We start from the raw sequence: 18,874 nt of genomic DNA on the forward strand, positions 1-18,874 counted from the left end.
AATGTGCATCACATCAAAAATGGATTTCACCTATATAAGAATATGCAATGAATCAAAAGACTCAATTATTTCCAGTTTTGCCCGATCAAGTTCCATCACGCGGCTCCCCCCTGAGCCGCGCAATATTTAAAACACTTTTTTTGGCACAAGGATGGAAATTTGACGGCGAATTTCCCAACCTTGCCAAAGCTGTAGCGATCATTTCTCCGCATACGTCTAATATAGATGCATGGCATGGTTTTCTTGCCTTGCTTGGAATCGGGATAAAAATAACCATTTTTGGTAAAAACACCCTTTTCGATACTCCTTTAAAACCACTTTTGGATTGGGTCGGCGTGATCCCTGTGCAGCGTGAAAATCCACATGGACTGACGCGTGAAATTGCTGAGATTGTCCAAGCGACAGATCAAATTTGGATTGGAATGGCACCTGAGGGAACACGAAAAAAAGCCGATAAAATCCGCAGTGGTTTTTACTATATTGCCTATGAAGCACAGATACCAATTGTGATGTTTAGCTTTGATTATGCAAAGAAAACCATTCATTGCTTGGGTGTTTTTGAACCCAGTGGAGATTTTGAAACTGATCTCGAAAAAATTTTGAAGATTTATGATGGAAAATTTTCCCCGAAAAATCCCGAATGGTTGGCCTTGCCGTTACAAAAGCACTGGAAAAAGCCCTAGTCAAATGGCTATTTTTTTGATGTGATGTGCACTTTGTATATTTAACAATCAGATTTCACACATGAAACTTTTGCATTACCTGACTCCTAGCCTCTTTGTATTGGCACTCACTGGCTGTGATTCTGCAACCAAAACACCTGCGACCACGACACCTACACCAGCCAAAGCACGTGAACCGGTGATCGCGATTGCGCTCGGTGGTGGCGGTGCCAAAGGTTTTGCTCATATTGGCGTGCTTAAAGTACTCGAGTCACATGGTATTAAACCTAAAATTGTGACTGGGACCAGTGCGGGTAGTTTTGTTGGCAGCTTGTACGCCAGCGGTAAAACGCCTTATCAAATGCAGCAATTGGCCCTGAACTTTAAAGAGTCTGATATTCGTGACTTAACCTTAAATAGCCAAGGCATTATTCAAGGGCAAAAATTGCAAGACTTTGTCAATAAAAACGTCGGCAATAAATCAATTGAACAGTTTCCAAAGCGCTTTGCTGCTGTAGCCACCCGTTTGGATAATGGCAGTAAAACTGAATTTAACCGTGGTAATGCCGGCCAAGCGGTACGTGCATCGTGCAGCATTCCGAATGTATTTGTACCTGCAACCATTGCAGGGGTGAAATATGTCGATGGTGGCTTAGTCAGCCCAATTCCAGTGAAAACCGCACGTGATATGGGTGCAGATATCGTGATTGCAGTTGATATCTCTGCGCGTCCTGATGGTAGCAAAGCCGTAAGCATGTTTGGTTTACTCGATCAAACCATTAACATCATGGGACAACAAAGTATTAATGAAGAACTGAAAAATGCCAATTTCGTGATTCAACCTAAAGTGGGACATATCGGCACACTCGATTTGAAGTCGAGCAATGCGACGATTTTAGAAGGTGAAAAAGCCGCACAGCTCAAAGTGAATAGCATTATTAAGGCGATCGATAACTTTAAACAGTCCCCTGCGGCCTTTAAACCAGCACCAAAAGCGAAAATATAATTCAACGATTTTTTTTATATTCATTGAGTTATACATCTGCTACATTGATATAGATACTGGTTCATCTATATCAATTCACCCTTATATAAGAGTAGATGTATGGAATTTATTTTAGAACCTTGGCACTGGTTTGTATTGGGCGTCGCTTTGATGCTTTTTGAACTGATTTTGCCGTCTTTTGCTGCGCTATGGTTTGGCGTTTCTGCAATTTTGGTTGGGATCTTATATTGGATCTTTCCATCCATGGACTTTAATGTCCAAATTGTGGTTTGGATTATTTTTGCCGTGCTTTGCACATTTTTGTGGTTCAAATTTATTAAGCCTTTATCCATTGATAAAACCAAAGCAGGTCTGTCGCGTGAAGCGACGATTGGCCAAGTGGGTATGGTGATTCAAACCCAGCTCAATCATGGCAGCGTTAAAGTTCGCTTCCCGATGCCTGTTTTAGGTTCAGACGAATGGCATTGCCGTACCCAAGATGCACTTCAAGTCGGTGATCGTGTTCGCGTGACCGATATTTTAGGCAATGATTTAGTCGTCCAACTGCACAGCAGCAACCACCCCACTGACAATCCATAAATAAGTGAGAAATGACATGTCTGGTGTTTCTATTGTTTTTTTAGCGCTCTTAGTTTTTGTAGCCGTCACCATTTTTAAAGGTGTCCGTATTGTTCCCCAAGGTTATAAATGGATTGTTCAGCGTTTAGGTAAATACCATACCACGCTCAATCCGGGACTGAACTTTGTGATTCCGTATGTCGATGAAGTGGCTTATAAAGTCACAACCAAAGATATCGTGTTAGATATTCCCTCTCAGGAAGTGATCACACGTGACAATGCGGTACTGCTGATGAATGCTGTGGCTTATATCAACTTAACCACGCCTGAAAAAGCAGTTTATGGTATTGAAAACTACACATGGGCGATTCAAAACTTAGTTCAAACCTCTTTGCGGTCTATTGTTGGTGAAATGGACCTCGATGATGCACTATCATCGCGTGATCATATTAAGGCTAAACTTAAAGCTGCTATTTCTGATGATATCTCTGACTGGGGTATTACGCTTAAAACTGTAGAAATTCAAGATATTAAACCTTCTCATACCATGCAAGCTGCGATGGAAGAGCAAGCGGCCGCTGAACGTCAACGTCGTGCGACAGTGACCAAGGCAGACGGTGAAAAACAAGCGGCTATTTTAGAAGCGGATGGTCGTTTGGAAGCCTCTCGTCGGGATGCAGAAGCTCAAGTGGTACTGGCAGAATCTTCTCAGCGTGCAATTGAAATGGTGAGTTCAGCCGTCGGCGATAAAGAAATTCCAGTTGCGTACTTACTGGGTGAACAATACGTTAAAGCCATGCAAGATATGGCTAAATCTAATAATGCCAAAACTGTGGTATTACCTGCGGATGTACTGAATACGATTCGTGGTGTGATGGGACGTAATAACTAAATCTTCACATTAATAAAAATGGGTCGTGACATACGGCCCATTTTTATGCCCAAAACAAAAAAGAAGGCAAAGTTTGTGAATTTATGTTTAAATTTCACGTTATTTTTTTGACGTTTTAGGACCTATCGTTCGATTTCACCTACTTGGCTTAGGCAAATCCCATCGAGTCCCCTAATTAAACGCAATTGTCCAACGCCAAAGCGGATACCGTATGAGCTCCCTGAATCCCACCCTAATTACCTTTCTCTTTTATATTGTCGCCATGGTCGTGATCGGTTTACTTGCATACCGTGCGACCAGTAACTTTTCTGACTACATTTTAGGTGGCCGCCGATTAGGGAGCTTTGTCACTGCCCTTTCTGCAGGTGCATCAGATATGAGTGGTTGGTTGCTCATGGGTCTTCCGGGGGCGATTTACCTTTCAGGTTTATCTGAAATGTGGATTGCAATTGGTCTGATCATTGGTGCTTGGCTCAACTGGTTACTTGTGGCAGGTCGTCTTCGTGTACATACCGAAGTTCAAAATAATGCCTTGACCCTACCTGACTATTTCTCAAATCGTTTTAACGATCAAAAGAAAATCTTACGTATCGTGTCTGCGGTGATTATTTTGATTTTCTTCGCAATTTACTGTGCTTCAGGCATGGTTGCAGGCGCTCGATTATTTGAAAGTATGTTTGGTATGTCGTATAGCACTGCGCTTTGGATCAGTGCCATTGCAACGGTGAGCTATGTGTTTATTGGTGGCTTCCTTGCTGTCAGTTGGACCGATACCATTCAAGCGGGCTTTATGATTTTTGCCTTGCTACTTACCCCTATCGTGGTCATGTTGTCATTCTCTGATTTAAGCCAGTTCACTCTGGCACTAGAAGCGGCACGCCCTCAAGCGATGAATGTATTTGCTGACTTAAGTTTTGTCGCAATCATGTCTTTATTGGCATGGGGCTTAGGCTATTTTGGTCAACCGCATATCTTAGTCCGCTTCATGGCAGCTGATTCTGTTAAATCGATTCCCAATGCACGCCGTATTGGTATGACATGGATGACGCTCTGCCTCGGTGGCGCAGTTGCAGCAGGCTTCTTCGGTATTGCTTATTTCCAACAGCATCCAGAACTGTCAAGTGTCGTTACAGCAAACCCTGAAACGGTCTTTATGGAATTGACTAAAATTCTATTTAACCCATGGGTGGCAGGTATCGTATTGGCTGCGATTTTAGCTGCAATCATGAGTACCCTCAGCTGTCAGCTTTTAGTCTGCTCAAGTACATTAACTGAAGACTTTTATAAATCATTCTTACGCAAAAATGCTTCACAAAAAGAATTGGTTTGGGTCGGCCGTATCATGGTGTTAATGATTGCGTTGCTAGCGATCTATATGGCGGCTAATCCTGACTCTAAAGTCCTTGGTCTCGTCGCATATGCATGGGCAGGCTTCGGTGCTGCATTTGGCCCACTGATTATCATGTCATTGTTCTGGAAACGCATGACACTCAATGGTGCTTTAGCAGGTATGGTGGTTGGTGCTGTTATGGTTATTCTATGGAAAAACCTCTGGGGTGATACAGGCGTTTATGAAATTATTCCGGGCTTCATCTGCTCACTCATTGCAATCATCATTGTGAGCTTAATGGGCAAAGCACCATCTGCTGAAGTCACTGAAAAATTTGAAGAAGCAGATCGTATCTATAAAGAAAGTATTTAAGACCAATAGCACTTAAATTTAATTTCTAAGTTTTAATATCTGCAAAAAAGGACGCCTAGCGTCCTTTTTTGTTTTTTATCATGTCATCCATTTAGCTATTCCGTAGATGGTTTATTGACTTCTGTTCCAAATGTACTTGATATAAAAAAAGCCCACAACATGTTAAATGTGTGGGCTAATGTCTTTACTACGTCATATTAACTTTGACGTTTTAATAAAAACTGCGTGATCTTGTGTAATTCTGCCGCATCTTCTGCAAAATAATCCAAAGCTTGAAGCGCTTGAGCATGTAATTCTTCTGCATAAGCTTGCGCTTGCTCGAGACCCATTAACGCAGGATATGTCGATTTATCCACTTGTTGATCTTTACCTGCTGTTTTACCCAATGCTTCAGTGTCAGCAATAATATCTAAAATATCATCTTGCACCTGAAAGGCTAAACCAATCGCTAGACCAAATTCGCGGAGTTTAGGAATAGCTTGGTCTGTACCATTAAATATCGTCACTGCCGCCATCATGATTGCAGCAGAAATTAAAGCACCAGTTTTATTTCGATGAATGTTTTCAAGTTCATCTTGACTGACATGCTTGCCTTCCGCTTGTAAGTCTAGGACTTGTCCATTGACCATTTTTGAAGTTGCTGTCGCTAAAATTTGCATTTGCTTCAAGATGATCGGCGCTTCAACGGCTGGGCCTTGATCAAAAAGACGGCTGCCTAAAACTTCAAAAGCCATCGATTGTAAAATATCGCCAGCAAGTAAAGCCGTATCTTCACCAAAAGCCACATGACAGGTTGGTTGACCACGACGGAGTAAATCGTTGTCCATACACGGCAAATCATCGTGTGCCAATGAATAACAATGAATAAATTCAATCGCCACAGCAGCACGGCGTACGGCTGCAAAATTTGTATTGGGTTTTAACGCTGCTGTTGCATAACAAAGTGCCGGTCGAACGCGTTTTCCACCCAACATCACAGCATGATACACCGCCCCTTTTAAGGGTTCTGGAATTGAAAATGCATCAAGCGCTGTCAGTAAATCCTGCTGAATACGCTGCTGCGCTTCTGTCAGGGCATGTGTGGAAACGTCTGTTAAAGAAGACACATTCACCTCAAATACTTTAAATATTTAACTGCTTCGTTCATTAGCAAATCGACTGCCAATGTTTTCTGTCAATTTTGACCTGTTGCATCATACTGCTTTCTCAAATCTTTCTCTATGTTACGGCCTAAATCTATGTGTTTTTCCCACAGTCTGATGGTTTTTTAAATGTCGTTTCCTCAAATAGAGCCACATTTTGTCCATCATTAAAACAGGTACAATTTTTCGAGCCTTTCTTGGCTTGATACAAAGCCCGATCGGCACGTGCCAATGTTTCAAAAAATGACTCTGTACCATCCCACAAGGCCACTCCGCATGAGATACTCAGTTGTAGAGCTTTATCTGCATAATTCATCGAAGAAGCATAGATTTGCTCACAACATTGTTGTGCAATCGAACATGCAGTCGATATAGCTGTGCGTGGCAAAATCATTGCAAACTCTTCCCCACCCATGCGATATATTTGTGCATCTGCATGTTGACTAATTTGCATCCTTAAAAGCTGCGCACTTTTTCTTAAAACTTCATCGCCAAATGCATGACCGTAGATATCATTGATTTGCTTAAAATTGTCTAAGTCGAGCATCATCAAACAAATTTCATTGGCTTGTTCAACCGCGAAGCTTTTTTGCCACTGAGAAAGGTCTAAATCAAATCCACGTCGATTTTTTATCCCTGTCAGATAATCAAAATAAACTTGTTGTTCGAGTTGTTGGTTATGTTTCAACAGCGATAATTCGAATTGCTTTAAATTTGTAATGTCCGCACAGCACAACAACACATGTTCCAAATCGCCACTTTGTTGAAACTTTGGTTTGAGCGTAAACCAATAATGCCGTTCATTTTCACTATACATAAAGGGTTCAATGCTATCGTTCTCTAAACAGCGTAAATCAAACTCAGAACTTGTGGCTTTGGTTTTTTGCTGCATCACGGACACATGATTTAATACGATCTCTTGTAAGTCTGACTGAAATCGATGTTTAAATATTTGATTGGCGCATATCAGCTCAGCTGTCGCGGAAAATAACGCAGCAGGCATTGGCAACGCTTCTAATACAGCCAATTGTTCAGTAGGTAGGTCCGATTTTATTAAGTCTTTTTTAAGCATGGTTTCGCTACTTTTTTCAGGGTAAAGCTACGCAAAATGCTAACAAAATTAATCTGACATAAATCACAGAAAATTTCTAATATTAAATGCAGTTCATATTATATAAAAATATATACCAATTCATGATTTGCTTATTCATATAAAAGATAAAGGCAAAAAAAAGCCCCTGCAAAGCAGAGGCTGATTTCAAATGAGATGTTAAATACTTAATCTAAACTATCCGCAGGAATACGCACCCAGCCTTCCATTAAGACACGCGCACTTCGGCTCATCACGGCTTTTTTAACGACCCACTGACCATTTTCATAAATTGCTTGCGCACCTACACGTAGCGTCCCAGATGGATGTCCAAAACGCACAGCTTCTCGCTCCCCACCACCCGCGGCTAAGTTCACAAGCGTCCCCGGTATCGCCGCAGCTGTACCAATGGCAACTGCCGCTGTGCCCATCATGGCATGATGCAGTTTCCCCATTGATAAGGCACGAACCAATAAGTCCGTATCTTGTTCTGAAATATGTTTAGAACTCGAAGATGTATAGGCTTTCGGCTTTGAAACAAATGCAATCTTTGGAGTATGTTGACGCTGTTCTGCTTCAGCAATATCTGAAATCAAACCCATTTGCTGCGCACCATAAGCACGGATTTTTTCAAAACGGGCCAATGCCTTGGCATCACCATTGATCGCATCTTGCAGTTCAGTGCCGACATAACCAATATCTTCTGCATTTAAGAAAATGGTTGGAATGCCTGCATTAATAAATGTTGCAGGGAAACTGCCTTCATCGGGTACGGTTAAGGTATCGACCAAATTCCCTGTAGGGAACATAGCGCCGCCATCTTCACCATCATCTGCGGGGTCTAAAAATTCAATTTGAACTTCGGCTGCTGGGAAGGTCACACCATCTAGTTCAAAATCACCAGTTTCTTGTACTGCACCATCAGTAATAGGTACATGCGCAATAATGGTTTTTTGAATATTGGCTTGCCAAATACGAACCGTACATAAACCATTTTCAGGAATACGTGATGCCTCAACCAAACCATTTGAAATGGCGAATGCACCAACTGCTGCTGTTAGGTTTCCGCAGTTACCACTCCAGTCGACAAATGCTTTATCAATCGACACTTGTCCAAATAGATAGTCTACATCATGCTCAGGCTGTGAACTTTTTGCCAAAATCACGGTTTTACTGGTACTTGATGTCGCTCCACCCATCCCATCAATTTGTTTACCATAAGGATCTGGACTGCCAATCACACGTAATAAAAGTTGGTCGCGAACTTTTCCAGCTTGTTGTGCTGCAAGCGGCAAATCATCTAGCTTGAAAAATACACCTTTACTAGTACCACCACGCATATAAGTTGCTGGAATCTTAATTTGGGGAGCAAAACTCATTTTTATTGAATCCTTAATCTTTATCATTGTGTTTTGGCAGAGCGTTCTTTTCTGCGCTTTTGCATCATACAATGTTTAATTGAAGTTTTAACAATCACATGACTTAAGTATAAAAAAACAACATTCGATACCTTTTCCATATAAAGCCAAGTATAAGAATTTCAATTAAAATAAAATTAATCTATTGATTCATAAATTTTTAATTCAGCATTTAAAACGAAAAATAGGTTATTAAATATATAAATATTTTTCATAAATTTTGAGCTACTAGGCTATTCATTCTCTATACATTACAATTACCAAAATTAAACCATTCTCGGGAAGAGTAACTTGACTACCAATTCCTCCGAACTCAAGCGTGGCTTAAAGAATCGTCATATTCAATTGATTGCCATGGGTGGTGCAATTGGTACAGGCTTATTCTTGGGCTCAGCGCATGTGATTCAATCTGCTGGACCATCCATTATTCTCGGCTACGCCATTGGCGGTCTGATCGCCTTTCTAATTATGCGTCAGTTGGGTGAAATGATCGTCCATGAACCTGTAGCGGGTTCATTTAGCCATTTTGCATATAAATATTGGGGGAAATTTCCAGGTTTCTTAACAGGTTGGAACTACTGGATTCTCTATATTTTAGTGGCAATGACAGAACTCACCGCTGTTGCGAAATACATCAACTACTGGTGGCCTCATATTCCAGCGTGGGCATCTGTACTGTTCTTCTTCGTGATCATTACTTTAGTAAACTTAGGTAATGTGAAGTTTTATGGTGAATCTGAGTTTTGGCTGTCGATTATTAAAGTCACTGCAGTTATTTCTATGATCGTATTTGGTTTGTATTTGCTACTTACTGCAGATGCTAATTCAACAGCATCATTTACCAACTTATGGAGTCAGGGCGGCTTCTTCCCAAATGGTTTTGAAGGTTTGTTCTTCATGCTGGCTTTCTTGATGTTCGCCTTCGGCGGTATTGAACTGATTGGTATGGCGGCAGCGGAAGCTGAAAATCCAAAAGAAACTATTCCAAAAGCAATTAACCAAGTTGTATTTCGTATTTTGATTTTCTACGTGGGTTCTTTGACTATTCTATTGTCACTTGTGCCATGGAATCAGCTTGAACTAGGTGGTCTAGACAAAAGCCCATTTGTGATGATCTTTAGCCAACTGGGTATTGATTGGGCTGCACATTTACTGAACTTCATTATCCTAACTGCAGCACTGTCTGTTTATAATAGCGGTATGTATGCCAATAGCCGTATGCTTTACAGCTTGGCAAAACAAGGTAATGCCCCAAAAGTTTTCGCAAAAACTAACAAAAGTGGCGTGCCAATTCCAGCAGTATTACTTTCTGCAGTATTGATTTTCGGCTGTGTACTCTTAAACTACTTCGTACCTGAAGATGCACTTGGTCACTTAATGTATGTTGTTGTTGGTGCGCTTGTCCTGAACTGGGCGATGATTACCATGACTCACTTACAGTTCCGTCGTGCAAAACGTATTTTGAATTTTAAAACCTCATATCCTGCACTTTGGGCACCAGTCAGCAACTACATCGTTCTGATCTTTATTGCTTTAGTTCTATTTATTATGTGGACTCAGGGCTTTATGGAATCTGTTCTGATGATCCCTGTTTGGATTACAGTCATGTTATTAATGTTTAACTATCTTAATCCTAAAGATTTGAGCGACATTGACCCCAATGAAGTTCATAAAGACTAAGTAATTTAAAAAGTTATTGTTTCGGCAATAACTTTTTTTTTAGCTAAAATAGGAGTACATTAGCCTCCGTCTTGCGCTCTTAGCTTAACTGGATAGAGCAGTTGCCTCCTAAGCGACCGACGTGGGTTCGAGTCCCGCAGAGCGCACAATTTTTTGGACACCTCACCTCTCTGATTTTTTCAACTCACATTTATCAATAAAACTAAATTCAGAATTCTTAAATCTAAATTCAAAATTCATATCTAATTTTTTTTAACTTAATCTTTGTTTTTACTGATATTACTCTTGAGATTTTGTTTTTAAGAAGAATTGAATAGCACCTTTAGATTCCCTAACCATCTATTTGTCAATGCAAAAAACGACACATGGCGTGGTCTATAAGGCCAAAAAATCAATTTATGACTGCCCATATGAAAATATTTTTCAATTATTTTTAGGTTTAGAAAATAATGCAGTAACTAAAAATATTAAATAATAATCAAAATGTTATATGTATTAATTAGTACATTTACTCTAAATAGTTCGTTTTTCAATCATATTTTTTAATCTAGAGCATTTACTCTTATTTTAATTGTGCTATTTTTGTCACATGGAGTAACAATTAAGCCCAAGAGTATTAAAAAGTTTTCCATAACGAATATTTGCAGTAACCATAAAAATCAAATTCGTATCTCAAGGAATGACGAAGAATGAAATTAAAAACTTTAACTACAGCCATGATTCTTGCTTCAGTTCCAATGACAGGGGCTTTTGCAGCTGCACTAGATCGTTCAGGACAATCTATGTCTGCATTTTTACAACCAGGGAACTATTTTGAAGCAGGTATTTCGGTTTTAGATCCAACAGTAGAAGGTAAAGCTAAAGCTGCATATGGTGGTGGGAATCTATCCGATATGGCGGGTGATTATTATTTCCCAACAGCAGCAATTAAAGTTCAACCTACAAAAAACTTCTCATTCGGTTTGCTTTATGACCAACCTTTTGGAGCTGACGCAGCATATTCAGCAAATGACCCATTAGTAGCTGCTGGAACGGGCTTATTTCATTTAAATGGTGAAAATACTGAAGTTGAAGTAACTACTCAAAACCTTTCTTTCGTTGTTGGCTATCAGCCTGTTGAAAGTATCAATATTTATGGTGGTGCAGTTTATCAAACTGTGAAAGGTGATGTGCAACTTCGTGGTGCAGCTTATGGTTCAGCAAATGGTTTGGGTAAATATAATGCAACAATGAAGGAAGATTCAGCTGTAGGTTGGTTAGCTGGTTTTGCTTATCAAATTCCTGAAATTGCTTTAAAAGCATCGGTTACATACCGTTCTGAAATTGAACATGAAGCATCAACTCGTGAATTTGGCCAAAGTAACATAATGGCGTTAGTTACAAGCAATCCAGCAAACGCCATTTTCGATGAAAATACAACAACAAACATTACTACACCTCAATCCGTAAACCTTGATTTCCAAACAGGTATCATGGCGGATACAGTTGCATTTGCAAATGTGCGTTGGGTAAATTGGAAAGATTTTAGCATCCGCCCAGAAAAATTTGATCAAATTGGCCGCACTTTAGGCGCAGTAGGTCAAACACCAGATAACCCGAATGGTTTTGATTTAGTGTCTTATACTGATGATCAAATTTCAGCAACTGTAGGTGTTGGTCGTAAGTTAAGTGAAAAATGGGCTGGTAATGTCTCTGTAGGTTACGACACAGGTGCAGGCAACCCAGTTTCTACCCTTGGCCCAACTGAAGGTTATTGGAACGTCGGTTTAGGTTTACAATTTAGCCCTGCACCGAACTACTTCATTGCTGGTGGTGTGAAATACTTAATGCTAGGTGATGCTGATGCACAACCTGCGTCAATGTTTGGCACTAACAACTCAATTGCATCATTTGAAGATAACGATGCATGGGCTTACGGTCTAAAAATCGGTTACCGCTTCTAATTCTCGGTATTAGTAGATTGGAAATATATCCAATCTACTATTGTAAAAATAATTTAATTCAAATGTTCATAGATTGAGCATTTGAATTTCTTAAGTTCAAAGATAAACATTAAGTTAAATACTCTATTTTTTTATTTATAAATCATAAACATAAATAACACCCTCTAGAATAATTACTCTAGAATTGCTTATTTTTTAACTTATACAGTTCATTTTTAGAGTAGCAACTCTTATTTACTGTTTTTCTATTTATGTTACTTTCCACACATTGAAATAACATCAAAAGTTACAAACAGGGAAAAGTATGCGCTTAAATCACCTTAGCTACGCAATTTTACTTACCGCTTTACCAACAGCATCATTATTTGCAGCGGGTCTAGATCGTTCAGGTCAGTCTATTTCAGCATTCTTACAACCTGGTAACTACGCAGAAGCTGGCATTTCTATTTTAGACCCAAAAGTAGAAGGTCAAGATTTACTGAAAAATAAAGTTGATGACATGGGTGAAGACTACTACTTCCCTTCAGCAGCAATTAAAGTACAAGCGACAGATAAAATTTCTTTAGGTTTGATCTATGATCAACCGTATGGTGCAGATGCAGCTTACGACAGCAATTCACTTTTCTTCGGTTCAAACGGCACGGGTACAAGTGTTGAAGTTGATACACAAAACCTAACAGCGTTAATTGGTTACCAACCAACAGAGAACTGGAACTTCTATGCAGGTCCAGTATGGCAAACTGTTGAAGCAGATATCAAACTCCGTGGTTTAGCTTACCAAGGCCTTTCTGGTTATAACATCAAGATTGCTGAAGAAGAAGCATATGGTTGGTTAGCAGGTTTCGCCTACTCTATTCCAGAAATTGCTTTAAAAGCTTCTGTAACGTATCGTTCAGAAATCAAGCACAAAGCAACTGGTGAAGAAACTTATACGCTTTCATCTCCTATGACTGTTGCTCCTGATGTTACTCTACCTACAGGTACTACGATCGGTTTAGCTGACGCTCGTGTTGATGCAATTACACCCCAATCTGTAAACGTAGATTTACAAACTGGTATTGCTGCAAACACTTTAGCTTTTGCTAACCTTCGTTGGGTTCATTGGGATCAATTTGTAGTGACACCGCAAGCATTATTCCAACGTTCAGGCGGCAACAATTTAATTGATTATTCTGACGATCAGTACTCAATCACTACAGGTATTTCTCGTAAGTTCAATGATAAATGGGCGGGTACTGCAGCTGTCGGTTATGACTCTGGTGCAGGTAACCCTGTAACAACACTTGGCCCAACTGAAGGCTACTGGAGTGTTGGTTTAGGCGGTCAATACAGCCCTGCTGAGAACTATTTCATTCAAGCTGGTGTGAAATACTTCTGGTTAGGAGATGCGAAAGCGCAAACTGGCGGTACAGTTGTTGGCGAATTCAAAGACAATACTGCGCTTGGTTATGGCATGAAAATTGGCTATCGCTTCTAAGAATTAAAAAACTAAAAGCTCCTATATGGGGCTTTTTTTATTTTTGCATGTGACCCATTTCACACAATACATTTAGAATTTTATACAAGTTGCTTATTTTTCAAACAATTGATTTTATATCAATAATTTAATGGATATTTATTTTATATATTTAATAACAATAGTTTATCTAAAAATTATTAAAGTATTTATTCTAATTATTTAAAATCAACAGCTTTTTTTTACCCTAAGTTCAAATTTAGAGTCTTTACTCTTTTTTTATTATGCTATTTTTTGGTGCAAGATATGATTAAAAAAATTACATATCTTTAAATTTTATTAACGCATTGACGCGTTTTTTATACTAGGAAAGTAGAAAAATGAACTTAAAAGCATTAACAAGTGCCATTTTATTTGCCAGCTTACCAATGACAGGGGCTTTTGCAGCAGCAATGGATCGCTCTGGGCAGTCAATTTCTGCATTTTTACAACCGGGTAATTATTTAGAAGCAGGGATTTCAGTTTTAGATGCAGACGTTTCAGGGAAAATGACTGATAACTATTCGAATGCAGCTTCACGCGGTAAAGAACTGGGTGATATGGCAGAATCTTATTACTTCCCTAGCGCTGCTATTAAATTGCAACCACATGAAAAAATTTCTGTTGGTTTAATTTACGACCAACCATTTGGTGCCGAAGCAAAGTATAAACTTGAACATGGCGCATTTAACGCCAATATTAACCAAGTAAATACTCCTACAGAAGTCGAAGTCAAAACTCAAAATCTCAACTTTTTAGTTGGTTATCAACCAACTGAAAATTGGAATTTTTATGGCGGTGCTGTGTACCAAACTGTTAAGGGTGATATTCAATTAGCTGGTACAGCATACTCATTATTTTCTGGCTATAAAGCATCCATTGAAGAAGATTCAAGTGTTGGTTGGTTAGCTGGTGCTGCATTCCAAATTCCAGAAATTGCTTTAAAGGCATCTGTGACTTATCGCTCTGAAATCGATCATGATGTAAGAGCAGAAGAATCTTTTACTGGACTAATGAATCTAAGCATTTATCCGCAACGCTTGCGTACAGAAGGTGATACGACGATTACAACACCTCAATCTGTAAATTTAGATTTACAGTCAGGCATCATGGCCAATACCGTTGCCTTTGCACAGCTTCGTTGGGTAGATTGGTCTAATTTTGCAATTCGTCCTCATCAATTTGGCGAAGCAACCCAACGCCCATTAGTTGCAGGCCAAACAGGAAAGCCTCAAGGATTTGATTTAGTTGCATACGAAAAAGATCAAATATCAGCAAACGTTGGTATAGGTCGTAAGTTTAATGATCAATGGGCAGGTACAGTCATGGTCGGTTGGGACTCTGGGGCTGGCAACCCAGTTTCAACCCTAGGTCCAACTGAAGGTTATTGGAGTGTTGGTTTAGGTGGTCAGTTCTCTCCGACACCTCAAACATTCCTTCAAGCGGGAGTCAAATACTTCATGCTTGGTGATGCAAAATCTCAAGTAGCTTCTGACTTTGGTGGTGATAAATACGTAGCTAATTTTGAAGATAATGACGCGATCGGTTATAGCTTAAAATTAGGCTATCGTTTCTAAGTTGCCTTAAAAACTTTGGATTAAACAGAAAGGGTGCTATAAGCGCCCTTTTCTATAACTTGCTATTCAGAATTATGCTGGAATATCCCGAACTGAAGCATTACGAATCGCTTCTTTTAGTGCATCATAGCCATGAATTGGTGGGAACTGTGGAAATTCAGCAATCACATTATCAGGCGCATCAAATAAGAAACCCGCATCAGCTTCACCAAGCATCGTCGTATCGTTATATGAATCACCTGCTGCAATCACACGGAAGTTTAACCCATGCAATGCTTGAACGGCTTTACGCTTTTGATCAGGTTGACGAAGCTTATAAGCTGAGATCATACCATTTTCATCAGTTTCTAATTTGTGGCAGAAAATCGTTGGCCAACCAAGTTGCTTCATTAATGGATGTGCAAACTCATAGAAAGTATCTGAAAGAATAATCAATTGAAAATGAGTACGTACCCACTCTACAAACTCTTTTGCACCTTCAAATGGCCCCATATCTGCAATTACGTCTTGAATATCGTTTAAACCCAAACCGTGTTGTTTTAGGATATTTAAACGTTGAGTCATCAACACATCGTAATCTGGAATGTCACGAGTCGTTGCTTCAAGTTCTTTAATGCCTGTTTTTTTCGCAAAATTAATCCAAATTTCAGGTACTAAAACCCCTTCTAGATCTAAACAAACGACTTCCATGCACTCTACCCTCTGTTAAGTGAAAAAAATTTTCAATATCATAGCGGAAGAATAAAAAAATGCATTGTTCTTTTTTAAATCTATTTTTTTCATAAGTATCTATTTTTTAGTGATAAGTGTGTTTTAGCATTTCCATTAAAATAGTTCTGAAATAAATTAATATAGGTTTTAACGTTCCAAGCCTATAGCCAGGACATTCATGACTACCATCCCTACTATTGACCTTGTCGATGCACTTGCATCCGAATATGCAGATAAATCACCTTCTGAGATTATGAAACTTGCGCTAAGCCAGCAAGGTGAAGTTGCGATTTCCTTTTCTGGTGCAGAAGATGTTGTACTGATAGATCTTGCATCGAACTTAGGGATTCCATTTCGTGTATTTAGTTTAGATACCGGTCGCTTACACCCTGAAACTTACCAATTTTTAGATACTGTCCGTAAACATTATAAAATTGATATCGAAATCTGTTTCCCAGAAAGTGATGCGGTACAAAAACTGGTGACAGAAAAGGGCTTTTTTAGCTTTTATCAAGATGAACATAAAGAATGCTGTGGTATCCGCAAAGTACAACCTTTGCGTAAAAAACTAGCCACTTTAGATGGGTGGATCACTGGTCAACGTAAGGACCAAAGCCCTGGTACACGTAATGAAATTCCAGTGGTACAAGCTGACCCAGGTTTTTCAGGTCCGGGCAAGCAATTAATTAAATACAATCCTTTGGCAAACTGGTCTAGCGCTGATGTATGGAACTATATCCGTCTAATGGAAATTCCATATAATCCACTACACGAACGTGGCTTTATCTCGATTGGCTGTGAACCATGCACTCGACCTGTTTTACCGAATCAACACGAACGTGAAGGTCGCTGGTGGTGGGAAGATGCAACCCATAAAGAATGCGGCTTACACGCAGGCAACATGAAAAAATAAAGAGCACAAAACCACTGCACAGCAGTGGTTTTTTCAACGCATCGATACACATAATTCCGTATCATTTCAACGTAAAAACGCTATACTGCAAATGACAATTTAATAATTCTAACAATGCTACTCATACATGAGCAGCTGTAGAAATTGCAGTGAGGCAATCAACGCTATGCGTCCATTACATCCTATTGATTTCATATTCTTAAATTTAGAGAAACGGCAACAACCGATGCACGTAGGTGGCCTATTTTTATTTCAGATCCCTGACAATGCACCTGATACTTTTATTCAAGATTTAGTCGCAGATATTCGTAATTCAAAATCCATTCCTATTCCTCCTTTTAACAATAAACTCAATGGCTTCTTTTGGGATGAAGACGAAGAGTTTGATTTAGATCATCACTTCCGCCATATCGCACTGCCGCATCCCGGTCGTATTCGTGAACTTTTGACTTATATTTCTCAAGAACACAGTGCGCTGATTGACCGTGCAAAACCGCTTTGGACTTGCCATATTATTGAAGGCATTGAAGGCAATCGTTTTGCCATGTACTTCAAGATCCACCACGCGATGGTTGATGGCATTGCAGGTATGCGTTTAGTTGAAAAATCACTTTCGCATGACCCAGATGCTAAAAGTATTGTACCGCCATGGTGTGTGGAAGGCCCTCGTGCAAAACGCCTCAAACAGCCTAAAGTCAGTCGTATGAAAAGTTTGTTATCGACCATTAAGGGACAACTTGACTCAACTCCACGAGTTTTGTATGAACTATCACAAACTGTAATGAAAGATATGGGGCGTAACCCAGATTATGTATCTAGCTTCCAAGCGCCGAGTTCAATATTAAACCAACGGGTCAGTTCTTCACGTCGTTTCGCTGCTCAGTCTTTTGAATTTTCACGTTTGTCACATATTGCCAAGTCACTTGGTGTAACAATTAACGATATAGTGCTCGCAATTTGTTCAGGCGCATTACGTGAATATTTAATTACACAAAATGCTTTACCTAAAAAGCCATTGATTGCCATGGTGCCTGCATCAGTTCGTACCGATGATTCAGATATGTCTAACCGTATTACCATGATTTTGGCAAACCTAGGAACCCATAAAGAAGATCCGCTAGAACGGTTGAAGATTGTGCGTCGTAGTGTGCTCAATGCCAAAGAACGCTTTAAGCGGATGAACTCGAATCAAATTTTAAACTACAGTGCCTTTGTCTACAGTGCAGCAGGTTTAAATATTGCATCAGGGTTTATGCCAAAACGTCAGGCCTTTAACTTGGTCATCTCAAATGTTCCCGGCCCACAAGAGCCGTTATATTGGAATGGCGCACGCTTAGAAGCGCTCTACCCTGCGTCCATAGTGTTAGATGGTCAAGCGCTTAATATCACTATGACTAGCTATTTAGATAAGCTTGAAGTGGGTCTAACTGCATGTCGTAATGCACTGCCAAAAATGCAAAATTTACTGACGCATTTGGAAGAAGAAATCCAACGATTTGAAGCTATTGTGAATCAAGATTCCCCAAAGTTACAGGCGGTTAGCTAACCGCCTGCTTCACAACTTAGTATCAGTTCATCAGCAGATTGAACCATCAAAAATTAAAAAACCGTCTAAATTAAACAATCTAGACGGATTTTTTAGTATTTGAACTTTGATTAATTTTTTGGAGTAATTTATGTGTATAAGCTAAAATTTAGGTGAACAAATCCGTTGTTATTGTTTAATTACGACTTGTAAATACACACTGATAATTAAATTTATTTTCCATTCTTTATAAAATTTTAGCGCATTAAAAAATTTAGAATCGCGCGTTAGCACTTTAACCCTCTGGATTACATTATTATTTATATTTCAATATTTAAGCTTTAATTGCTCGGCACTGTTTAAGTAACTGATGACAAGCAGAACGAATCATAGACGCTGTAATTTGAACTTCATTACCACGCTCATCCACGATATAACCTGAATGGATCGCTTTTGCTTCAACGACAGTTTTAAGACCACTTTTCATTACTGTTTTACTAACACCCATAATACACCTCTTTTTGCTAAGCCATTTTCAAGTCCAATGCAGGAAAATAGCT

16 protein-coding genes and 1 tRNA gene are annotated in these 18,874 nt (G+C 39.4%); 12 read left to right on the forward strand and 5 right to left on the reverse strand.

Annotated features, from left to right (window positions below):
- Positions 1 to 47 precede the first annotated feature (47 nt).
- The 5 genes from FTU34_RS12375 to putP all read left to right on the forward strand — a co-directional run bounded on the left by FTU34_RS12375 (position 48) and on the right by putP (position 4,820).
- Entirely contained in the window at positions 48 to 683 is a 636-nt protein-coding gene (locus FTU34_RS12375; RefSeq protein ID WP_180024073.1) for a 1-acyl-sn-glycerol-3-phosphate acyltransferase, read from the forward strand.
- 61 nt (positions 684 to 744) lie between these two features.
- Entirely contained in the window at positions 745 to 1,668 is a 924-nt protein-coding gene (locus tag FTU34_RS12380; RefSeq protein WP_180035518.1) for a patatin-like phospholipase family protein, read from the forward strand.
- 99 nt (positions 1,669 to 1,767) lie between these two features.
- Positions 1,768 to 2,247: an NfeD family protein gene (locus FTU34_RS12385; protein ID WP_078189968.1), complete on the forward strand. Its 480-nt coding sequence runs from the start codon at positions 1,768 to 1,770 to the stop codon at positions 2,245 to 2,247.
- A gap of 16 nt (positions 2,248 to 2,263) precedes the next feature.
- Positions 2,264 to 3,118: an SPFH domain-containing protein gene (locus tag FTU34_RS12390; protein ID WP_078189969.1), complete on the forward strand. Its 855-nt coding sequence runs from the start codon at positions 2,264 to 2,266 to the stop codon at positions 3,116 to 3,118.
- A gap of 211 nt (positions 3,119 to 3,329) precedes the next feature.
- Positions 3,330 to 4,820, forward strand: coding sequence for a sodium/proline symporter PutP (gene putP / locus FTU34_RS12395; protein ID WP_111885594.1), 1,491 nt, complete (start codon positions 3,330 to 3,332; stop codon positions 4,818 to 4,820).
- Positions 4,821 to 5,017: 197 nt separating this feature from the next.
- Here putP and FTU34_RS12400 read toward each other — a convergent pair whose 3' ends face one another.
- The 3 genes from FTU34_RS12400 to prpF all read right to left on the reverse strand — a co-directional run bounded on the left by FTU34_RS12400 (position 5,018) and on the right by prpF (position 8,431).
- Complete coding sequence (locus tag FTU34_RS12400; RefSeq protein ID WP_078193048.1) at positions 5,018 to 5,926, reverse strand: polyprenyl synthetase family protein; 909 nt, start codon at positions 5,924 to 5,926, stop codon at positions 5,018 to 5,020.
- Between the two features lie 130 nt (positions 5,927 to 6,056).
- Positions 6,057 to 7,034 carry a GGDEF domain-containing protein gene (locus tag FTU34_RS12405; protein WP_180035517.1) on the reverse strand — a complete coding sequence of 326 codons (978 nt, stop codon included), beginning with the start codon at positions 7,032 to 7,034 and terminating at the stop codon, positions 6,057 to 6,059.
- A gap of 206 nt (positions 7,035 to 7,240) precedes the next feature.
- Positions 7,241 to 8,431, reverse strand: a complete 1,191-nt coding sequence (gene prpF, locus FTU34_RS12410; RefSeq protein WP_180035516.1) for a 2-methylaconitate cis-trans isomerase PrpF — start codon at positions 8,429 to 8,431, stop codon at positions 7,241 to 7,243.
- 330 nt (positions 8,432 to 8,761) lie between these two features.
- Between prpF and FTU34_RS12415 the strand changes: the two genes are divergently transcribed.
- The 5 genes from FTU34_RS12415 (at position 8,762) to FTU34_RS12435 (ending at position 15,165) form a co-directional block, all read left to right on the forward strand.
- Entirely contained in the window at positions 8,762 to 10,150 is a 1,389-nt protein-coding gene (locus tag FTU34_RS12415; protein WP_111885597.1) for an amino acid permease, read from the forward strand.
- A gap of 73 nt (positions 10,151 to 10,223) precedes the next feature.
- Positions 10,224 to 10,296: transfer RNA gene (locus FTU34_RS12420), tRNA-Arg, on the forward strand.
- A gap of 543 nt (positions 10,297 to 10,839) precedes the next feature.
- Positions 10,840 to 12,093 (forward strand): OmpP1/FadL family transporter, encoded by a 1,254-nt coding sequence (locus FTU34_RS12425; RefSeq protein ID WP_180035515.1) that lies wholly within the window; start codon positions 10,840 to 10,842, stop codon positions 12,091 to 12,093.
- A 304-nt stretch (positions 12,094 to 12,397) separates the two neighbouring features.
- Positions 12,398 to 13,570, forward strand: a complete 1,173-nt coding sequence (locus FTU34_RS12430; RefSeq protein WP_180035514.1) for an OmpP1/FadL family transporter — start codon at positions 12,398 to 12,400, stop codon at positions 13,568 to 13,570.
- Positions 13,571 to 13,929: 359 nt separating this feature from the next.
- Entirely contained in the window at positions 13,930 to 15,165 is a 1,236-nt protein-coding gene (locus FTU34_RS12435) for an OmpP1/FadL family transporter (RefSeq protein ID WP_180035513.1), read from the forward strand.
- Positions 15,166 to 15,237: 72 nt separating this feature from the next.
- On the opposite strand, the gene thrH is transcribed toward FTU34_RS12435, so the two are convergent.
- Positions 15,238 to 15,855, reverse strand: coding sequence for a bifunctional phosphoserine phosphatase/homoserine phosphotransferase ThrH (gene thrH, locus FTU34_RS12440; protein ID WP_180035512.1), 618 nt, complete (start codon positions 15,853 to 15,855; stop codon positions 15,238 to 15,240).
- 199 nt (positions 15,856 to 16,054) lie between these two features.
- On the opposite strand from thrH, the gene FTU34_RS12445 reads away from it, so the two are divergent.
- Together FTU34_RS12445 and FTU34_RS12450 are read left to right on the forward strand one after the other, a co-directional pair.
- A complete protein-coding gene (locus FTU34_RS12445) occupies positions 16,055 to 16,789 on the forward strand; it encodes a phosphoadenylyl-sulfate reductase (RefSeq protein WP_168379034.1) in 735 nt (244 codons plus the stop codon).
- A gap of 166 nt (positions 16,790 to 16,955) precedes the next feature.
- Positions 16,956 to 18,335 carry a wax ester/triacylglycerol synthase family O-acyltransferase gene (locus tag FTU34_RS12450; RefSeq protein WP_180035511.1) on the forward strand — a complete coding sequence of 460 codons (1,380 nt, stop codon included), beginning with the start codon at positions 16,956 to 16,958 and terminating at the stop codon, positions 18,333 to 18,335.
- Between the two features lie 313 nt (positions 18,336 to 18,648).
- Here the strand turns inward: FTU34_RS12450 and FTU34_RS12455 are convergent, their stop codons facing one another.
- Positions 18,649 to 18,822, reverse strand: a complete 174-nt coding sequence (locus FTU34_RS12455) for a PA1571 family protein (protein WP_168379036.1) — start codon at positions 18,820 to 18,822, stop codon at positions 18,649 to 18,651.
- Positions 18,823 to 18,874 lie beyond the last annotated feature (52 nt).

The sequence above is a fragment of the Acinetobacter sp. YH12094 genome (assembly GCF_013419295.1).
Taxonomy (GTDB): domain Bacteria; phylum Pseudomonadota; class Gammaproteobacteria; order Pseudomonadales; family Moraxellaceae; genus Acinetobacter; species Acinetobacter amyesii.